This is a genomic window from Seonamhaeicola sp. ABD4_175, assembly GCF_056160885.1.
Window position 1 is genome coordinate 1,022,672 of the sequence record NZ_JBSWYC010000001.1, and the last position, 17,651, is coordinate 1,040,322.

Sequence of the window (17,651 nt, forward strand, 5' to 3'; positions counted from 1 at the left end):
TTATTACGTTACAAATATATAAAATAATTTACATTTACACAACATTTACATAACATTAATTTAACATTAAACTTGTATTAACTTGATTTACAGGTTTTTGTAATTATTTAAAATAATAACATTGGTACATAAGCTAAGGTAACTAGCAAAACTTTAATTTAATTAAATAAGTACAGAAAGAACATAACATTAGCATAACATTAGGTTTAATTAAAATATTGACATTTGCTCACAATATATTTTACTTCTTTTTAATGGATAGTTTGTATACTTTTATGATAATTGCGCTTGCTGTTTTGGCAATTGCAGATTTGGTTGTGGGTGTAAGTAATGATGCTGTAAACTTCTTAAACTCAGCCATTGGCTCAAAAGCTGTGTCTTTTAAAACTTTAATGATTGTTGCTAGTATTGGTGTTGCTTTTGGAGCACTTTCATCTAGTGGTATGATGGAAATTGCGCGTAAAGGTATTTTTGTACCCGGGCAATTTGTATTTGATGAAATCATGATCATTTTTATGGCGGTTATGATTACTGATATTTTACTGCTAGACTTTTTTAACACACTAGGTTTACCAACATCAACAACAGTGTCTATTGTTTTTGAGCTTTTAGGTGCATCAGTTTGTGTTGCTATTATTAAAATTACTGCCGATAAAAATCTTACGCTTTTAGATTTAGGTAACTTTATAAACAATGAAAAAGCCATTGAAATTATTCTGGGCATACTACTCTCGGTTGTTGTAGCCTTTTCTGTTGGTGCTATAGTACAATATATAGCTCGTATATTACTATCATTTAATTTTGCTAAAAAACCTAAATATTATGGCGCTATTTTTAGTGGTCTTGCAGTAACATCCATTATGTATTTCATTCTTATAAAAGGTATTAAAAACGCCTCTTTTATGAATGATACTATTGTTAGTTTTATAAATAACAATACAAGTTTAGTTTTACTTATTGGCTTTGCATTATTCACTTTAATTTCATTATTACTTATACAATTTTTAAAAGTAAATATTTACAAAATAATTATTGTAATAGGCACATTTGCACTTGCTGTTGCTTTTGCTGGCAATGATTTAGTAAACTTTATTGGGCCTACAACAGGTGCATACCAAGCATACATGGATTTTGGTAATCCGGAAATAAACACATTAGGTCTATCTGCAACAGAGTTCACCATGGAAAGCCTTGGTCAAAAAATATTCACACCAACATACATTTTGCTAATTGCTGGCTTGGTTATGGTATTAACCTTATGGTTTTCAAGCAAAGCAAAAGCGGTTGTAAAAACATCGGTTGATTTATCGCGTCAAGATAATGTTAAAGAACGTTTTGAACCTAACTTTTTATCTAGAAGCATAGTTAGAATGACTATCGCAACTGCAGAAAGTGTTAATAATTTATTACCACAATCGGCAAAAAATAAAATAGAAAAACAATTTGAAAAAGCAACAATATCTGCGGCCATAAAAAAAGAAGATTTACCAGCTTTTGATATGGTTAGAGCTGCTGTGAACCTAATGGTTGCTAGTGTATTAATATCTTTAGCAACATCATTAAAATTACCGCTTTCTACAACATACGTTACTTTTATGGTTGCCATGGGTACATCATTAGCAGACAGGGCTTGGGGAAGCGAAAGTGCCGTTTATAGAGTTGCAGGTGTGCTAAATGTTGTTGGAGGTTGGTTTTTAACAGCCTTAAGTGCCTTTGTTGCTGCAGCTATAATGGCTCTAATTTTATACTACGGAAGAGGTTATGCATTAGTTGCTTTAATTGCATTTGCCATTTTTGTATTAGTAAGAAACTATCTAAGTCATAGAAAACAAGCTAAAATTCTTAAAGCCGAAGATAGCCTTCAAAAAGCTGAAAGCAGTTCTATACAAGGTGTAATAACTGAAAGTGCAAGCAACATAGCTACGGTTGTTAAACGTGGTAATAAAATTTACACCAATGCTGTAAATGGACTTGCAACTCATAATTTAAAATCTTTAAAAAAGAATAAAAACCAGGTTGAAGCTTTAAGTGATGAAATTGATGAACTAAAAGATCATATTTTCTACTTTATTAAAAATTTAGATGAGCCAAGTGTAAGTGCTAGTAACTTTTACTTAAGCGTTTTAAGACACTTGCAAGACATGGCGCAATCTTTAACATACATATCTAACACCAGTTACAAACACGTAAACAACAACCATAAAAAGTTAAAGTTTAGTCAAATTAAAGAGCTGAAAGAAATTGATGCTATTTTTGAAAAACTATTTGAAAACACAAAAGAAGCTTTTAGCTCAGGTTCATTTGATAAAATAGGTGCTGTGTTAGCTAAAAAAGAAAGCATGTTCAATTTGTTAACCAATAAAATTCAAAAGCAAGTTGAACGCACTAGAACCGAAGAATCTAGCCCAAAAAACACAACATTATACTTTGGTATTTTATTAGAAACCAAAGATTTACTTACTGCAACCATGAGCCTTCTTGAAGAGTATTACAATGCGCATGACGACTCTGTTGCACCAGCAAAAGTAGCCAAAAAAGACGAGGAAGAATAAACCATTTTTTTTAATATATTTTTCAAAAGCACCAAATTAGGTGCTTTTGTTTTTTGTACTTTTAACTATATTATATTAATAATTACACCATGAAAATTTATCTCTTACTTTTTAGCTGTTTATGTGCTTTTAACAACGCTTTTTCACAACAATTAACAGCTACTGAATTGCTTGAAAAAAGCATATCCTTTCATGATCCAGAAAACAAATGGTCTACCTTTAAAGGAAATTTTGTTATCACCATGGAAACACCTAATAATTCACCCAGAGTTAGTGCTGTTTTAATAGATTTACCCAATGAATATTTTCAAGTTACCGCTACCAAAGACACTATTACAACCCGCTTTACTATTGATAAAAACAACTGTTCATTTGCTTTGAATAATTCTGAAAACATTTCAGAAGAAAATATAAAAAAACACAACTTAAATTGTGAGCGTGCCGTACTTTATAAAAACTATTACACATACCTTTATGGTTTACCTATGAAACTAAAAGACCCTGGCACCAACATTAACCCAACTGTTGAAAAAAAGCAATTTAAAGGAAAAACTTATTTTGTACTTAAAGCAAATTATGATGAAGCCGTTGGTAATGATGTATGGCTCTTTTATTTCAACCCTAAAACTTACGCCATGGAAGCCTATCAATTTTACAAAACCAATGAGAATGGCACCGTAAAAAAAGACTCTGGAGAGTACATTTTACTATCAGACATAAAAACGATAAACGGCGTTAAAATGCCTAAAAACAGAGCTTGGTATTACAACAAAAACAACAAATATTTAGGCACAGACATTTTATACTAAAACACTGTATACCAACAAAAACACAACGTTTTCATACTTTTTTTAACAAAAATTTAAAAGCATCTATTTTATATAAAACATCTATATAAAGCTAAGCTTCGTACATAGTAGTAAACCTAAAATTATTATTATGAATAAATTTTTTGCATTGCTACTTGCAACTACAGTTACATTTTCATGTGTATCAAAGAAAAAATATGTTGCTTTACAGCAAGAAAATGGAAATATAAAAAGCGAACTACTTAAAACTAGAGTTGCAAAAGAAGATTTAGAAGCCAAGTTTAGCAAAATTCAAGCACGCGTTGATGAATACAACGCTAAAATTTCAACTTTAAAACAAGAAAACGATACCAAATTAGATGCCGTTGGTAATGTTGCCGTTATTTCTAATAGTACAAAAGAAAAAATGCGCGAAACATTAAAAAACGTTGATGCTGCAAAACTTGCTCAAGCAAAAACGCTTAAAGATTCAATGAATTTAGCCGTTGCTTATAATTTAGAAAAAACTATAAGCGAAAGCAATATGAATAATGACGAAGATTTTGCCGTAAATATTAATGAAACCGTTGTTATGATTTCTATAGCAGATAACATGTTATTTAACACCGGAAGTTACAGATTAAGCAGTAAAGCTGATAATGTTTTAAAAAAATTAGCCGATGTTATTAACTCTGAACCTAGTTTAGATGTTATGGTTGAAGGGCACACTGATGCCAGAACAATTAGCACAGAATTTTTAGCAGATAACTGGGATTTGAGTGTTATGAGAGCCACATCGGTTGTTAGAAAACTTCAAGAAAAATATAATGTAGCACCAGAAAAACTTATTGCCGCAGGCAGAAGTAGCTACCAACCTATTGCCGATAACAACACAAAAGATAATAGAGCAAAAAACCGACGTACAAAAATTATTATTTTACCCAATATTGATAAGTTTTTTGCGTTAATGAGTGAAAGCAATACAACTGTTGCAAACAATAATATAGAAGATTAATTAATCCATTATTTTCTAAAATCAAAAAGAGCATCTCATTTGAGATGCTCTTTTTAAATTTGGGGTTCCCCCTTTCGAGGGAACAACCCAGTTCTTAAGAACCGCACATTAAGCAATCATCGCCTTCGGCTTCTTTTGCTTGTGCAATAAGCGCTTTCATTTCTTCGGCAGTCATTGGTTCAACATCAACTTCTGCGGCATTTTGTTTAGCAAACTTAGCAGCATTTTGGGCTGCTAATTTTTCTTTTTTAGCTTTATGTTGCTCTACAGCTACGTTATCAACTTCAACAGCTTCAGCTTTAGGCTGTTCTTTTTTAGTAGTTTGTAATGTAAACTTAATGGCATCAACAGCACTTTTTGTACGTAAATAGTACATACCTGTTTTTAAGCCACTTTTCCAAGCGTAAAAATGCATTGATGTAAGTTTTGCCATAGTAGCACCTTCCATAAATAAGTTTAAAGATTGTGATTGATCAATGAAATACCCGCGTTGGCGAGACATATCAATAATATCTTTCATACTTAATTCCCAAACTGTTTTGTAAAGATCTTTTATATCTTGCGGAATAATATCAATACCTTGAATTGAACCATTAGCCCTCATGATGTCTTGTTTAAGCGCTTCGTTCCAAAGGCCTAATTCTACTAAATCTTCTAATAAATGTTTGTTTACAACAATAAACTCACCCGATAATACACGACGTGTGTAAATGTTTGATGTGTAAGGCTCAAAACACTCATTATTTCCTAAAATTTGCGATGTTGATGCTGTTGGCATTGGCGCTACTAACAATGAGTTACGTACGCCATTTTTAACAACATCTTTACGTAGTTTATCCCAATCCCAACGGCCACTTAAATCTTCATCTTTTAAGCCCCAAAGGTTATGCTGAAACTCACCTTTACTAATTGGAGAACCTTCATAAGTTTGATAAGCCCCATCGGCTTTTGCTTCTTCCATACTTGCTGTAACTGCAGCAAAATAGAGGGTTTCAAAAATTTCTTGATTTAATTTTTTAGCTTCATCACTAGTAAATGGCATACGTAATTTTATAAACGTATCGGCCAAACCTTGTACACCTAAACCAATTGGACGGTGACGCATGTTTGAATTTTCGGCCTCTTTTACAGGATAGTAATTTCTATCAATTACCTTGTTTAAGTTTTTAGTAACACGTTTAGTAATTCTGAATAGTTCTTTATGATCAAACGCGCCATTTTTAATGAACATTGGTAAGGCAATAGATGCCAAATTACATACTGCAACCTCATCTGGCGATGTGTATTCTAAAATTTCAGTACATAGGTTTGATGAGCGAATGGTACCTAAATTTTGCTGATTTGATTTTCGGTTAGCAGAATCTTTATAAAGCATGTATGGTGTACCTGTTTCAATTTGAGATTCTAATATTTTTTCCCAAAGCTCACGTGCTTTAATTTTCTTTCTTCCTTTTCCTTCAGCTTCATATTTTGCGTATAAAGCTTCAAACTCTTCACTGTGCGTATCGGGTAATCCTGGGCATTCATTTGGGCACATAAGCGTCCATTCAGCATCTTGTTCAACACGTTTCATGAATAAATCTGGAATCCACATAGCGTAAAATAAATCGCGTGCACGCATTTCTTCTTTACCATGATTCTTCTTCAAATCTAAAAAATCAAAAATATCAGCATGCCAAGGCTCTAAGTACACAGCAAAACTTCCTTTACGTTTACCACCACCTTGGTCTACATAACGTGCAGTATCATTAAACACGCGTAGCATTGGCACTATACCATTACTTGTGCCATTTGTACCGGCAATATAACTTCCTGTTGCACGTATGTTATGCATAGCTAAACCAATACCACCAGCAGATTGCGATATTTTAGCTGTTTGTTTTAAGGTGTCATATATACCATCAATACTGTCTTCTTTCATTGTTAATAAAAAGCAAGAAGACATTTGTGGTTTTGGTGTACCTGAGTTAAATAAGGTTGGTGTGGCGTGTGTAAAGTATTTTTTAGACATTAACTCGTACGTTTCAATAGCCGATTCAATATCATTTAAATGAATACCTACAGATACACGCATTAACATATGCTGTGGGCGTTCTGCTATTTTACCATTTAGTTTTAAAAGGTATGAACGCTCTAATGTTTTAAATCCAAAATAATCATAACCAAAATCGCGGTTGTAAATTATGGTAGAGTCTAATCGCTCTTTATTTTCCATAATAACGTTATAAACCTCATCAGACAGCAGTGGTGCTTCTTTACCTGTTCTTGGGTTTACGTATGCATATAAATCTTGCATAACTTCACTAAAGGTTTTTTTAGTGTTTTTGTGCAAGTTTGATACTGAAATTCTGGCTGCTAAACGCGCATAATCTGGGTGTGCGGTTGTCATTGTAGCAGCTATTTCACTTGCTAAATTATCAAGTTCACTGGTAGTTACACCATCATACAACCCTTCAATAACGCGCATGGTTACCTTTAAAGGATCTACCAACTCGTTTAAACCATAACATAGTTTTCTCACCCTTGCGGTGATTTTGTCGAACATTACTTGTTCTTTTCTGCCGTCTCTTTTAATTACATACATACTGCTGTTTACTTTTAAGTTTTTTTTTACCTGAATTACTTCAGATTATGGATTAGTTAGTTATACTAAAAATGCCTCTATTGGTTAATTAGAGTAGTTTAGTTGGATAAAAATTAAATAATTAGCTTATTTTCTTTTAGTGGAAAATAATAGGGTTCTTAAGAAAATTTTGAACTAGCTTTTACAGATTAAAAATCGGCATCAAAGCTAAATTTGTCTTTTTCTTCTTCTTTATTTAAAACACCTGCTTTTTGATATTCAGACACTCGTTTTTCAAAGAAATTAGTTTTTCCTTGTAACGAAATCATGTCCATAAAATCAAACGGATTAGACGTGTTATATACTTTTTCACAACCCAACTCATTTAAAAGTCTGTCTGTTACAAACTCTAAATATTGGGTCATTAAATTGGCATTCATTCCAATTAAGCTCACAGGTAAAGATTCTGTGATAAACTCGCGCTCAATATCTAAAGCATCAACTAAAATTTCTTTAATTCTAGATTTTGGTACTTTATTTACTAAGTGGTTTTGGTGTAGATGCACAGCAAAATCACAATGCACACCTTCATCTCTTGAAATTAATTCGTTTGAAAAGGTTAAACCTGGCATTAAACCACGTTTTTTTAACCAGAAAATAGAACAAAATGCACCTGAAAAGAAAATACCCTCAACGGCTGCAAAGGCAATTAATCGTTCTGCAAAACTTGGGGATTCTATCCATTTTAAAGCCCAATCTGCTTTCTTTTTAATAGCAGGAAAGTTTTCTAACGCTTTAAATAATATATCTTTTTCTTTTTCGTCTTTTACGTATGTATCAATTAACAATGAGTAGGTTTCACTGTGAATGTTTTCCATCATAATTTGGAAACCGTAGAAAAATTTAGCTTCGCTATATTGCACTTCATTCACAAAGTTTTCGGCTAAATTTTCGTTTACAATACCATCACTAGCAGCAAAAAACGCTAAAATATGTTTAATAAAATAACGCTCATCATCATTTAATTTTGATGACCAATCCGTTAAATCTTGGTGTAAATCTATTTCTTCTGCAGTCCAAAAACTGGCTTCCGATTTTTTATACCATTCCCAAATATCATGGTGTTGAATAGGAAAAATTACAAAACGATCTTTGTTTTCTTGAAGAATAGGTTCTACTGCCTGGGACATAACTTTAAATGGATTATTATATTAAATTAATTGCTTTTTTACTCAGAATTAGAGTGTAACAAAGATGGTAAAATCATCAATATAATTTCACATTTTTTTAGAAAGCTTTTCAACAAGTTTTTAACAAACTAAAAAAGTACTAGTACTGAGAAGTTTACAAGAAAAAACACCTACAGTATTGTTTTTCAGTTATTTAACTTTTTTTGAAATTAAAAAAGTTTACAAGAAAAAATAGTTTTTAAACACTAAAAACCTTAAAAACAAAGGGTTTTATAAGGAATTTTACAAGTTGTTTGTTACTTGTTGAAATCAACAATAAATATACAATTACTCATTAAACAATGTATTATTTAAACATTAAATAATTTTGCCAAATTAACTACAAAACTTAACGTCAAGTTAAAAAAACCAACACAAAAGCTTAATAACATAAAATTACCTTACAAGCTTTAAAAACTAGAAACAACAACATGAAAACACACATTTTAAAAGTAGTTTTTACAACTGCTTTAGTTGCAACTTTTACAGCCTGTAATGATGATGACACGCCAGCACCTTACCAACTTCCAGAAATTTCAAACAAAGGCATTAAATTACCTTACTCTGTATTAAAAACAACTAGTAATAATGTAGAAGTAAGAAACGGTGGTTTTGGTTCTGCCGCTACCGCTCACCCAACTAACGAAGGTGAATTTTATGCATTAACCGATAGGGGTGCTAACATTAAATTTGGTAGTGATAAAATTTTCCCTACACCAAATTACACACCTCGTATTGGCCACTTTAAATTAAATACCGATGGCAGTATTGAAATGATTAGAGAAATTTTATTTAAAAATCCTGCCGGAGTTAACATAAGCGGAAGACCAAACCCTGAAGGTTATGGCGCTACAGGTGAAACCGCCTATGCCGAAGACCAAACCACCACACTTGATGATGATAAATATGGTTTAGATAGCGAAGGTTTAGTAGCCATGAAAGATGGTAGTTTTTGGGTATCTGATGAATATGGACCACACATTGTGCATTTTGATGCAAACGGAAAACAATTAGAAAGACTAAGCCCTAAAGGAATTACAGGTGAAACTGGAGACAGAAAACTACCTGCTGTTTTTGAAACGCGTTGGGCCAATAGAGGTATGGAAGGTTTAGCTATTACACCAGATGAAAAAACTTTGGTAGGCATTATGCAATCTACACTTTACAACCCTAGTAAAGCTGAAGTTGCCGATTTTACAATAACAAGAATTGTTACTTTTGATATTGAAACCGGCGCCACAAAACAGTATTTACACAAACAAGAAAAAGCTAAAAACTCAAACTCTGAAATTGTTGCATTAAGCAATACCGAATTTTTAATTGTTGAAAGAGATGGCGCATTTACTAAAGACAAAGATAAGAGCCAAGTACAAAAACACATTTACAAAATAGACATTTCAAACGCTACCGATGTATCTGACGCAGATGATACCTTAAACGGAAAACTAATAAACGGTAAAACTATTGAACAATGTACTTGGACTGAGTTAGCAAATGCTGGCATTACACCTGTTACCAAAACATTAGCCGTAGATTTAATTGCTGAATTAGGTGATTACCCACATGACAAACTTGAAGGCATTTGGTTAATAAACCCTACTACAATTGGCGTTATTAATGATGATGATTTTGCTGTTTGGACGGGTGACAACAGTGCTACCATACAAAAATACATTTCAAACACCGAAACCAGTGAAAATATAGACGGCAATACACTATACATTGTAAATTTCTAATACAATTAATTGCATTGTGTAATAAAAATTAAAAAAGCGGCTTCTAAAAAAGCCGCTTTTTTTAATACTAACTTTTAATTATTTTTTTTGTTAAAGTACCTGCGTTAGTTTGAAACTTTACAACATATTGACCAATTGGAAAACTTGAAATATCTATTATTTTATCTGAAGTTTCAATAACCTTTTGCCCTAAATAATTGAATACTTTTATGCTGTCAATTTCAAAATTACTACTAATATTTATTATGCTTTTTGATGGATTGGGATAAAGCTTAACTTCTAAAAAAGCTTCTACTTTAGAATTTGAAAGCGTATTATCAGCCAAACTTGTTAATTCACTTCCGTTACTATTACTTAAACCTTCAAACCAAAGTTTATTACTAAAATTTATTAGAGCCCCTGATTGTACCTGTAAAATATCACTATTAACACCATTAATATCAGTTAAAATTTGAGTACCAGACAATGTACCATTGGTTACCCAAAGCTGCTGATTATTAAAATAAAACAATGCGTTATTATATTCTGTTGCATTTAAAAACTGAAATGAAACACCCGTATCATTAGGCGAAACTACCTCCACAGTACCTAACTCAGTACCATTTGTTACCCATAAACCAAATGCATCATTAACATCGTTATCAGCTATGAAATACAATTTATTATTAAATATTTTAAATTTTGGCATATTTAAACCACTACGCTCAACATTACTGCCAGAAATAGTAGTATTAATATTTTTTACTAAGCTTGATAGCGCTCCATCGGTTTTATAAAGCTCTCTGCCTATAACATTATTATTCAAATCATCATAACCACGAGCCGTAAAGAACATTTCATTATTATAAATTACAAAGTCATCAGGTGAACTTCCCAAACCTAATGAAGGATTAAGATTATTTGGAAAAATATCATGTTTTAATTGTGTACCAATTGAAGTACCATCTGACACCCAAATTTCATTACCTGAACTACCATCAGTTGCAGAAAAAAACAACTGATTATTAAAAACTATTAAATTAGATATGTTACTAAAACCATTTCTAACAATAACTGTTCCTGTGGTAGAGCCATCGGTTTTCCAAAGTTCGTAATTTCCAGATCTATTCACCACAAAATATAACTCATTATTAAAAACTACCCCCAAGTATTCATGTTCGTTATTAGCTACATATACAGGTGCCCCTGTTTGAGTTGCTTCAAAATTCTTTACCGAAACTGTACCAGCTTCTGTCCCATCAGTTTTCCAAAGTTCTATTGATGAGCTTGTGCTTCCTCTAAAATACAGTTCGCCATTAAATTCAACAAATAATTGCTTATCATTATTAGTGTTTTGGTCTAACCCATTAGAGTTCCCTGCTCTAATATCTTTAACTAACAATGTTCCTGCCTCGGTACCATCTGTTTTATAAAGTTCAATACCTAGACCAGAAACTTGTGCAGTAAAAAATAATTGACCGTTAAAAACAGTGAAGGATTCAGGTGAATAACCAGCACCTGCATTTAAATTTGTAGCAACCTGCACTGTACCTGAAAGCGTTCCGTCTGTTTTATATAGTTTTTTAAACGATGGGGTAATTTCAGCAGCTTGAAAATACATAGCTCCATTATATTGCGTTAAATATTTTGCTGAACCCCCATTACTACCTGACCAAACATCTACCTGTTCAAAATTATACTGCGCATAGCCTAAATTGCCTATTATTATCACTAAAAAAAGTACTTTTAATTTCATGTGTTTTTTGTTTAAGTTTTTTATTTTTTTATTGATTGGTTTGCTTTGAATTTAATGAAAGCATCTACAGTTTCTTGCTTTTTTGAACCATCATCCATGGTAAACTCAAATTGTATTGTATCTTGAAAGCTTCCTGAAACGAGTCGTCTTTTTTTTACCACACCGTCTTTCCAAGGAGTTGTGTCTTCAATCAATGTTTTGTTACAGGCAACAAAATCACTATCAACCCTTTTGTAAGGCATACTGTCTTTAACATCAATAAAATTGAGGTGACCACAGCCATCAGTAAACATTTTTGCCTGATGTTGTCCTTTAGTAGCTTCTCCAAGAAAAGTGCGGTTAATGTAATGGATTTGCAAACCGTTTTCAGAAACAAGTTTTGAGGCATTTAAATTGCTGTAACTGTCAAAATATTCGAGATTTATTTGACTTAAATAATTACCTTTTTCAGGCTTAAAAAGGTGCGTACCCCTAAAGCTACCTTTATTAAATGTAATTTCAAGATATACATTTTTAGATTGTGAAAAAAATTCATTTTCAATACTAATAGAATTGAAAGACAATTTGTAAAAATCTGCATTTTTAACTAATAAAAAAAGACAAAAAGCAGTGTAAACGAGCAATGTTTTCATAATTTTAATTTTTGGTTACATGCCCTTTATGTACAAGTTTTTAAAAAGTAAACATTAATTTTTTATTTTTTTGTTTACAATTAAAGTGGAATTACATTAACATGACAGACAACGCTATTTTAGAAGGCTTAAAAACAGGCAATAATGCTTTTTTAAAACACTTGTATTTAGAACACAAAGCCGCCTTTTTAAACTTTACTAAAAACTATGGAATAGCTAAAAACAATGCTTTAGACCTCTACCAAGACGCTATTTTAGCGCTTAGTGAAAACATTGCCACAGGTAAACTAACAAGCCTAAACAGCTCATTAAAAACATACCTTTTTAGCATTGGAAAATATATGGTTTTTGATTATTTAAGAGCCAAAAACAAATTAAAACATGTTGATGACAACCATTTTAATTCACTAGGTTTAAAAATAGATTTTGATTTTGACGTTTTATTTAAAAAAGAAAGTAACCAAACAGAAAAAAAACTTGAATTAGCTTTTAATAAGTTAGGTAATAAATGCAAGACTATTTTAAAACTATTTTATTATCAGAATTACAATGCTGAAGAAATTGTTGAATTGTTAGAGTACAAATCTAAAGACGTCGTAAAATCGCAAAAATATAGATGTTTAAAACACTTAAAAGAAATTTTTGAAAATGAACGATAGATTATTACAAAAAATAATTGCTAAATCTGAATACAAAAAAGGCAAAACTTTTTTACAAAATTTAGAACAACGCAACCAGAAAAATAAAACACACCTGTTATGGGCAGCTTGTTTGGTTGTTTTATTTAGTTTAACATTTGGTATTACCTCTAATTTTTACAAACAAGATACCACCCAAACACTTTTTACTAAACACTTTAAACCTTATGAAAATGTTATAGCACCTATTTCACGCAATAAAAACGCACAAAACACTCAAGAGCGTGCTTTTTACTATTATGAAACCAAACAATATAATAATGCTTTAGTAACTTTAGATTCGCTAATTACCAAAAACCCACAGAACAAAACTATTTACAACTTTTACAAAGCCAATATTTTTCTACAACAAAACACCAATATTGATAAGGCTATTAAAATTTTAAAATATAATAGCGAGAGTAGTAATTACTGGAAAGACAAAAACCTATGGTTTTTAGCGCTAGCGTATCTAAAAAACAACAACAAAGATTTAGCAATAAAAACACTTGAAAAGATAAACACAAATTTTAAAAAGAAACAACGATTAAAACTACTTAAAACGCTTAAGTAAACCTATAATAAATACAAAACACAACAAAATCAAAAAAGCAACCGTAAAATAGTTTTGCTTACTTTCAACTAACATAGCATTTGTACTGCCAGACAATATAAAACCAGCCCAATAATATGGCTTAGATAAATCAGCATCTTCAACACCTTTTAAATAAGATATTTTAGCTTTTTGTAGTGCTTCTGCTTTTGTTTGCCCTTTTTTTAAATTAGAATAAAAATTTGAAACTATTTTTTTTGTTGCATCATCTGGCACGTTCCAAAAGCTTGATATGACTGACGGTACACCAGCCATAAAAAAAGCACGCTGAATAGATGCAGCACCATTTAAACCATTGTTTAAGCTAACCCCTGTGTTACACGCACTTAAAAAAGCTAAATTTGCTTGTAGTTTATAAGCATACAACTCCTCTAAATATAAATTATTTACTGTATTAGCTTCATCAAACATAAAATAGCTAAGCTCAGAATTTACCTCATTAATTTTTACATGCATTGCAAGATGTAAAATATTGGCTTGTTTAGCCTTATCAAACAATTCGTTTTTTGTTAATTTTTTGATATTAAGAAACGCATTTGGAAACATATTTGAAAGCATTTCTTTTTCATATTTCGCACCATTTAATGTGTTTCCTTTTGAATAATTAGGCGCACAAACAACTACTTTTTTTAACGCTGTACTTTTTGATGACTGCTCTAAAAACACTAGGTGAGATGCGTAACTAATAATTTTATTACCTACCAAATAATTACCTTTATTAACCAAAGCTTCAAACGGAAAATTATTTAAAACTCCATCTGGCAACACAACTAAACTTGAATATGCATTGCTATTAGTAGGTTTTAATAGTTGCCATAAATTTTCTGCCAACGGCTTATTTTCACCCCTGTTTTTTAGGGTATTTAAATAAGATGTTACTTTTTTATTAGCTACACTATCAAACACTTTATCTGTTACTTTAACAGATTGCTTTGTAATTTCAAAGGTGTACAAAGTGGTATCTACTATTTTGTATTTTAAAACAAGTGTTTTATCTGGTATTTCATTTTTAAAATTATTTATATCAAATATATCATAAGCATATTTGTATATGTTTGGATATCTATTTTTTAGTTGCGTGTTGTGCTTTTCAATTTTAAATTTTAATTCAGCAATATTTACAGAATCGTTATTTTGAATTGCTTCTACTAATTGTTTTCTCAAATGTATATCTTCATTAAAAACAAGCTGATCTAAACCGTGTTTAGTAAATGCTTGGTTTTGAACGTAACGTTTCCAAACAAGTCTGTTTTCAGTAGTTTCAATAATCTGTAAAAGCTCTGCGTTACTTATATTACCAAAGCCTTTACTTTTCAATTTTAAAACGCCAGCTATAGCTTTGTCGTAATATTCCTTTAAAGATTTGCTAAACCATTCACCTTCATAACTAGCTATTAATTGCTTTAAGCTTAAATGATAACAATATGCCATTTCATTTAAAACTGTATGATCATTTGGGTAAGCTTTCACAAACGCATCGGCCAATTCTGCTAATAAACCAGAATGTTTAACAACTGCACTAGGTTTAAAATTTGAATAATTTGCAAGTAACTTTGTTTTTGAAGCATGAATAAAATTTACAACATTTTTATAAGCATTTATTGCCTTTGCTTTGTTTTTAGCCCTCAAATAAATAAAGGCTTCTTGAGCTTTAAAAAAAGGTAATCTACTATCATTTGCACTTGCTATTTGCTGAATTTCATTATTAACAAGAAGCGCCTTTTTATATGCTTTACTATACATATAATACTTTGCTTTGTTAAATAAAATTTGGGTATAATTACCTGTGTAAGCATTTTTATCTAAATACAGTAAACCTTTATTTAAGTATGCAATACCTTGGTTTAAATAAGCTTTATGAACTTTAGTATTTGGTGCTTTTTTTTCTATATAAAAATCGCCTACATAATTATACGCAACTGCCAACATTAAGTTTTCAGAGGCATTAAATACACGCTTGTTTTTAAGTGTTTGAAGTTTATTTATATGTTTAAGTAGTTTTGCTTGGTTACCACTGTAAGCAAATAACCTAATATATTTATGATGGAACAATACAAGTTTTGACGCATTAGTTACATCTGTTTTAAAATTACCTTTGTTATTTTGGTATAAATTAAATCCTTTGTCTAAATAAAATTCTGCCTCATCATAAAATCCTAGTGTAGTAGCTTCGCCAGCTAAATCAGCATAAACTGACAATAAATAATCATAATCAGGGTTTGATAATGCACTTAAAACTACTTCGGCCTGCTTTACCGTTTTATATGATTGTGTGTAATTTTGTATTTCGTATTCAGCAAAAGCCCTATCATAAAGCGCTATTCCTTTTTGGTTAAGACCCTCGGGGTTTTTAGGTGAAAAGATTATTGCCTTATTATAAAAAACAATGGCAGTGGTGTAGTTTGCTTTTTCGTAATAACTATTTGCTATATTGTGAAATACTTCTGATGCTGTTAAGCTATCATTTTTATTGATAAATTTTAAGCTTTTCCAGCTATAATTGCTATATACATTAATAACAGAGTCATACTGTTTTTTAATGTAAAAATCTTCAATTTTTAATTTTAGATTTGAAATTTCAGACTGCCCTCCAATTATATTACATATAACTAAAAAAATAAATAAGAGTTTATTGGCAGTCAACTTTCAGAGGTTTTTTTAAAATTAAGATCCTTCTTTAGCCACCCTCTCTAACTCCGCATACCAATCTTCACCAAACTTTCTAATGAGTGCTTCTTTAACAAATTTATAAACTGGCACGCCTAATTCTTCACCCAACTCACAGGCATCATCACATATTTGCCATTTATGGTAATTAACCGCAGAAAACTCGGTATAATCTGTAACTCTAATAGGGTATAAATGGCAAGACACTGGTTTTTTCCAGCTAACTTCACCTTGGTTATAAGCTTCTTCAATACCACAAAGTGCCGTGTTATTATCATCAAAAATCACGTAAGCACAATCTGCATTACCAATTAAAGGTGTTTCCAGCTCACCATCTTCTGTAGTTATAAAAGTACCTTGGCGCTCAATAGCCTCAATACCTTCTTTCCGCAAAAAGGGCTTTACTTTTGGGTAAATATCTTCAAGTATTTTGGTTTCAGCTTCGTCAAGTGGTGCTCCTGCATCACCATCAATACAACATGCGCCTTTGCATGCACTTAAATTGCATACAAATTCTTTTTTAAGCACATCTTCTGATATTATAGTTTTTCCTAATTGAAACATGCTTGCAAAAATAGAAAACTTTAAATTTAATTTAACACCTAAATGTTGTATTAAATACCGACATTTGCAGAAAATTTAAAAAAATAAGCATGCAGTTAATATTTAAAGAAATTTTTACCGCATTTATGGTTTTATTTGCAGTAATTGATATTATTGGCAACATACCTATTATAATAGATTTACGAAAAAAGGTAGGGCATATTCAAAGCGAGAAAGCCTCAATTATTGCAGGTGCCATTATGATTGTTTTTCTGTTTTTGGGTAAAAGCATTTTAAACCTTATTGGTATTGATGTTAACTCTTTTGCCATTGCTGGTGCTTTTATTTTATTTTTTATTGCTTTAGAAATGATTTTAGGCATTACACTTTACAAAGAAGAAGAAAACAATGTAATGACGGCTTCAATTTTTCCGTTAGCATTCCCTTTAATTGCAGGACCTGGTAGTTTAACCACCTTGTTATCATTACGTGCAGAATTTAGAGTTGAAAACATTATAATTGCCATTATACTTAACGTTATTGTTATTTTTGTAGTTTTAAAAACCTCAAAAAAAATTGAACGTTTTTTAGGGCAAAACGGTATTAATATAATTAGAAAAGTTTTTGGTGTAATTTTATTAGCTATTGCCGTTAAACTTTTTGCTGTAAATATTAAAATTCTACTAAATATATAATGAAAATAGCAACCTTAATTATTATAGTTTTAGCCAGTGCTATGACTATTTTCAACTTCACAAAAATAAATTTTAATGCGCCTTTTACTGGAGAAAGTATGGTGGCTATAATTACTATAGTTGCTGGTTTATGCGCTATAGCATTGATGCTTATTTTAAGAATTTCAAAAAAAATTGAACAAAAGGTAAAAGAACGTAAATAGAAT

Annotated in this window: 14 protein-coding genes; 8 read left to right on the forward strand and 6 right to left on the reverse strand. The window is 31.1% G+C overall.

Annotated features, from left to right (window positions below; translation table 11 throughout):
• The first annotated feature begins 254 nt into the window (after positions 1 to 254).
• The 3 genes from ACXAG4_RS04120 (at position 255) to ACXAG4_RS04130 (ending at position 4,355) form a co-directional block, all read left to right on the forward strand.
• Positions 255 to 2,552, forward strand: coding sequence for an inorganic phosphate transporter (locus tag ACXAG4_RS04120; protein ID WP_475294800.1), 2,298 nt, complete (start codon positions 255 to 257; stop codon positions 2,550 to 2,552).
• A gap of 89 nt (positions 2,553 to 2,641) precedes the next feature.
• The gene (locus ACXAG4_RS04125) at positions 2,642 to 3,361 is read left to right on the forward strand and encodes a DUF6503 family protein (RefSeq protein WP_475294801.1); all 720 of its coding nucleotides are present in this window, start codon (positions 2,642 to 2,644) and stop codon (positions 3,359 to 3,361) included.
• Positions 3,362 to 3,491: 130 nt separating this feature from the next.
• On the forward strand, positions 3,492 to 4,355 hold the full coding sequence (locus tag ACXAG4_RS04130; protein WP_475294802.1) for an OmpA/MotB family protein: 864 nt from the start codon (positions 3,492 to 3,494) through the stop codon (positions 4,353 to 4,355).
• 94 nt (positions 4,356 to 4,449) lie between these two features.
• Here ACXAG4_RS04130 and ACXAG4_RS04135 read toward each other — a convergent pair whose 3' ends face one another.
• Both ACXAG4_RS04135 and ACXAG4_RS04140 read right to left on the reverse strand, forming a co-directional pair.
• Entirely contained in the window at positions 4,450 to 6,939 is a 2,490-nt protein-coding gene (locus ACXAG4_RS04135; protein WP_475294803.1) for a ribonucleoside-diphosphate reductase subunit alpha, read from the reverse strand.
• 188 nt (positions 6,940 to 7,127) lie between these two features.
• Positions 7,128 to 8,108: a ribonucleotide-diphosphate reductase subunit beta gene (locus ACXAG4_RS04140; protein WP_475294804.1), complete on the reverse strand. Its 981-nt coding sequence runs from the start codon at positions 8,106 to 8,108 to the stop codon at positions 7,128 to 7,130.
• Positions 8,109 to 8,578: 470 nt separating this feature from the next.
• Here ACXAG4_RS04140 and ACXAG4_RS04145 point away from each other — a divergent pair, with 470 nt between their 5' ends.
• Positions 8,579 to 9,883, forward strand: a complete 1,305-nt coding sequence (locus tag ACXAG4_RS04145) for an esterase-like activity of phytase family protein (protein ID WP_475294805.1) — start codon at positions 8,579 to 8,581, stop codon at positions 9,881 to 9,883.
• A gap of 67 nt (positions 9,884 to 9,950) precedes the next feature.
• On the opposite strand, the gene ACXAG4_RS04150 is transcribed toward ACXAG4_RS04145, so the two are convergent.
• Both ACXAG4_RS04150 and ACXAG4_RS04155 read right to left on the reverse strand, forming a co-directional pair.
• Entirely contained in the window at positions 9,951 to 11,618 is a 1,668-nt protein-coding gene (locus ACXAG4_RS04150) for a T9SS type A sorting domain-containing protein (RefSeq protein WP_475294806.1), read from the reverse strand.
• 20 nt (positions 11,619 to 11,638) lie between these two features.
• On the reverse strand, positions 11,639 to 12,250 hold the full coding sequence (locus tag ACXAG4_RS04155; protein ID WP_475294807.1) for a hypothetical protein: 612 nt from the start codon (positions 12,248 to 12,250) through the stop codon (positions 11,639 to 11,641).
• A 101-nt stretch (positions 12,251 to 12,351) separates the two neighbouring features.
• Here ACXAG4_RS04155 and ACXAG4_RS04160 point away from each other — a divergent pair, with 101 nt between their 5' ends.
• Both ACXAG4_RS04160 and ACXAG4_RS04165 read left to right on the forward strand, forming a co-directional pair.
• Entirely contained in the window at positions 12,352 to 12,909 is a 558-nt protein-coding gene (locus tag ACXAG4_RS04160) for an RNA polymerase sigma factor (RefSeq protein ID WP_475294808.1), read from the forward strand.
• Positions 12,899 to 13,501 carry a tetratricopeptide repeat protein gene (locus tag ACXAG4_RS04165; protein WP_475294809.1) on the forward strand — a complete coding sequence of 201 codons (603 nt, stop codon included), beginning with the start codon at positions 12,899 to 12,901 and terminating at the stop codon, positions 13,499 to 13,501. The genes ACXAG4_RS04160 and ACXAG4_RS04165 overlap by 11 nt, the downstream gene beginning before the upstream one ends.
• Here ACXAG4_RS04165 and ACXAG4_RS04170 read toward each other — a convergent pair.
• Both ACXAG4_RS04170 and ACXAG4_RS04175 read right to left on the reverse strand, forming a co-directional pair.
• Positions 13,481 to 16,183 (reverse strand): CHAT domain-containing protein, encoded by a 2,703-nt coding sequence (locus ACXAG4_RS04170; protein WP_475294810.1) that lies wholly within the window; start codon positions 16,181 to 16,183, stop codon positions 13,481 to 13,483. The two genes, ACXAG4_RS04165 and ACXAG4_RS04170, sit on opposite strands and share 21 nt — an antisense overlap.
• Positions 16,184 to 16,204: 21 nt before the next feature.
• The gene (locus ACXAG4_RS04175; protein WP_475294811.1) at positions 16,205 to 16,771 is read right to left on the reverse strand and encodes a DUF3109 family protein; all 567 of its coding nucleotides are present in this window, start codon (positions 16,769 to 16,771) and stop codon (positions 16,205 to 16,207) included.
• Positions 16,772 to 16,860: 89 nt separating this feature from the next.
• Here ACXAG4_RS04175 and ACXAG4_RS04180 point away from each other — a divergent pair, with 89 nt between their 5' ends.
• A complete protein-coding gene (locus tag ACXAG4_RS04180) occupies positions 16,861 to 17,445 on the forward strand; it encodes a MarC family protein (protein ID WP_475294812.1) in 585 nt (194 codons plus the stop codon).
• Positions 17,445 to 17,648 (forward strand): hypothetical protein, encoded by a 204-nt coding sequence (locus tag ACXAG4_RS04185; protein WP_475294813.1) that lies wholly within the window; start codon positions 17,445 to 17,447, stop codon positions 17,646 to 17,648. The genes ACXAG4_RS04180 and ACXAG4_RS04185 overlap by 1 nt, the downstream gene beginning before the upstream one ends.
• Positions 17,649 to 17,651: the final 3 nt, after the last annotated feature.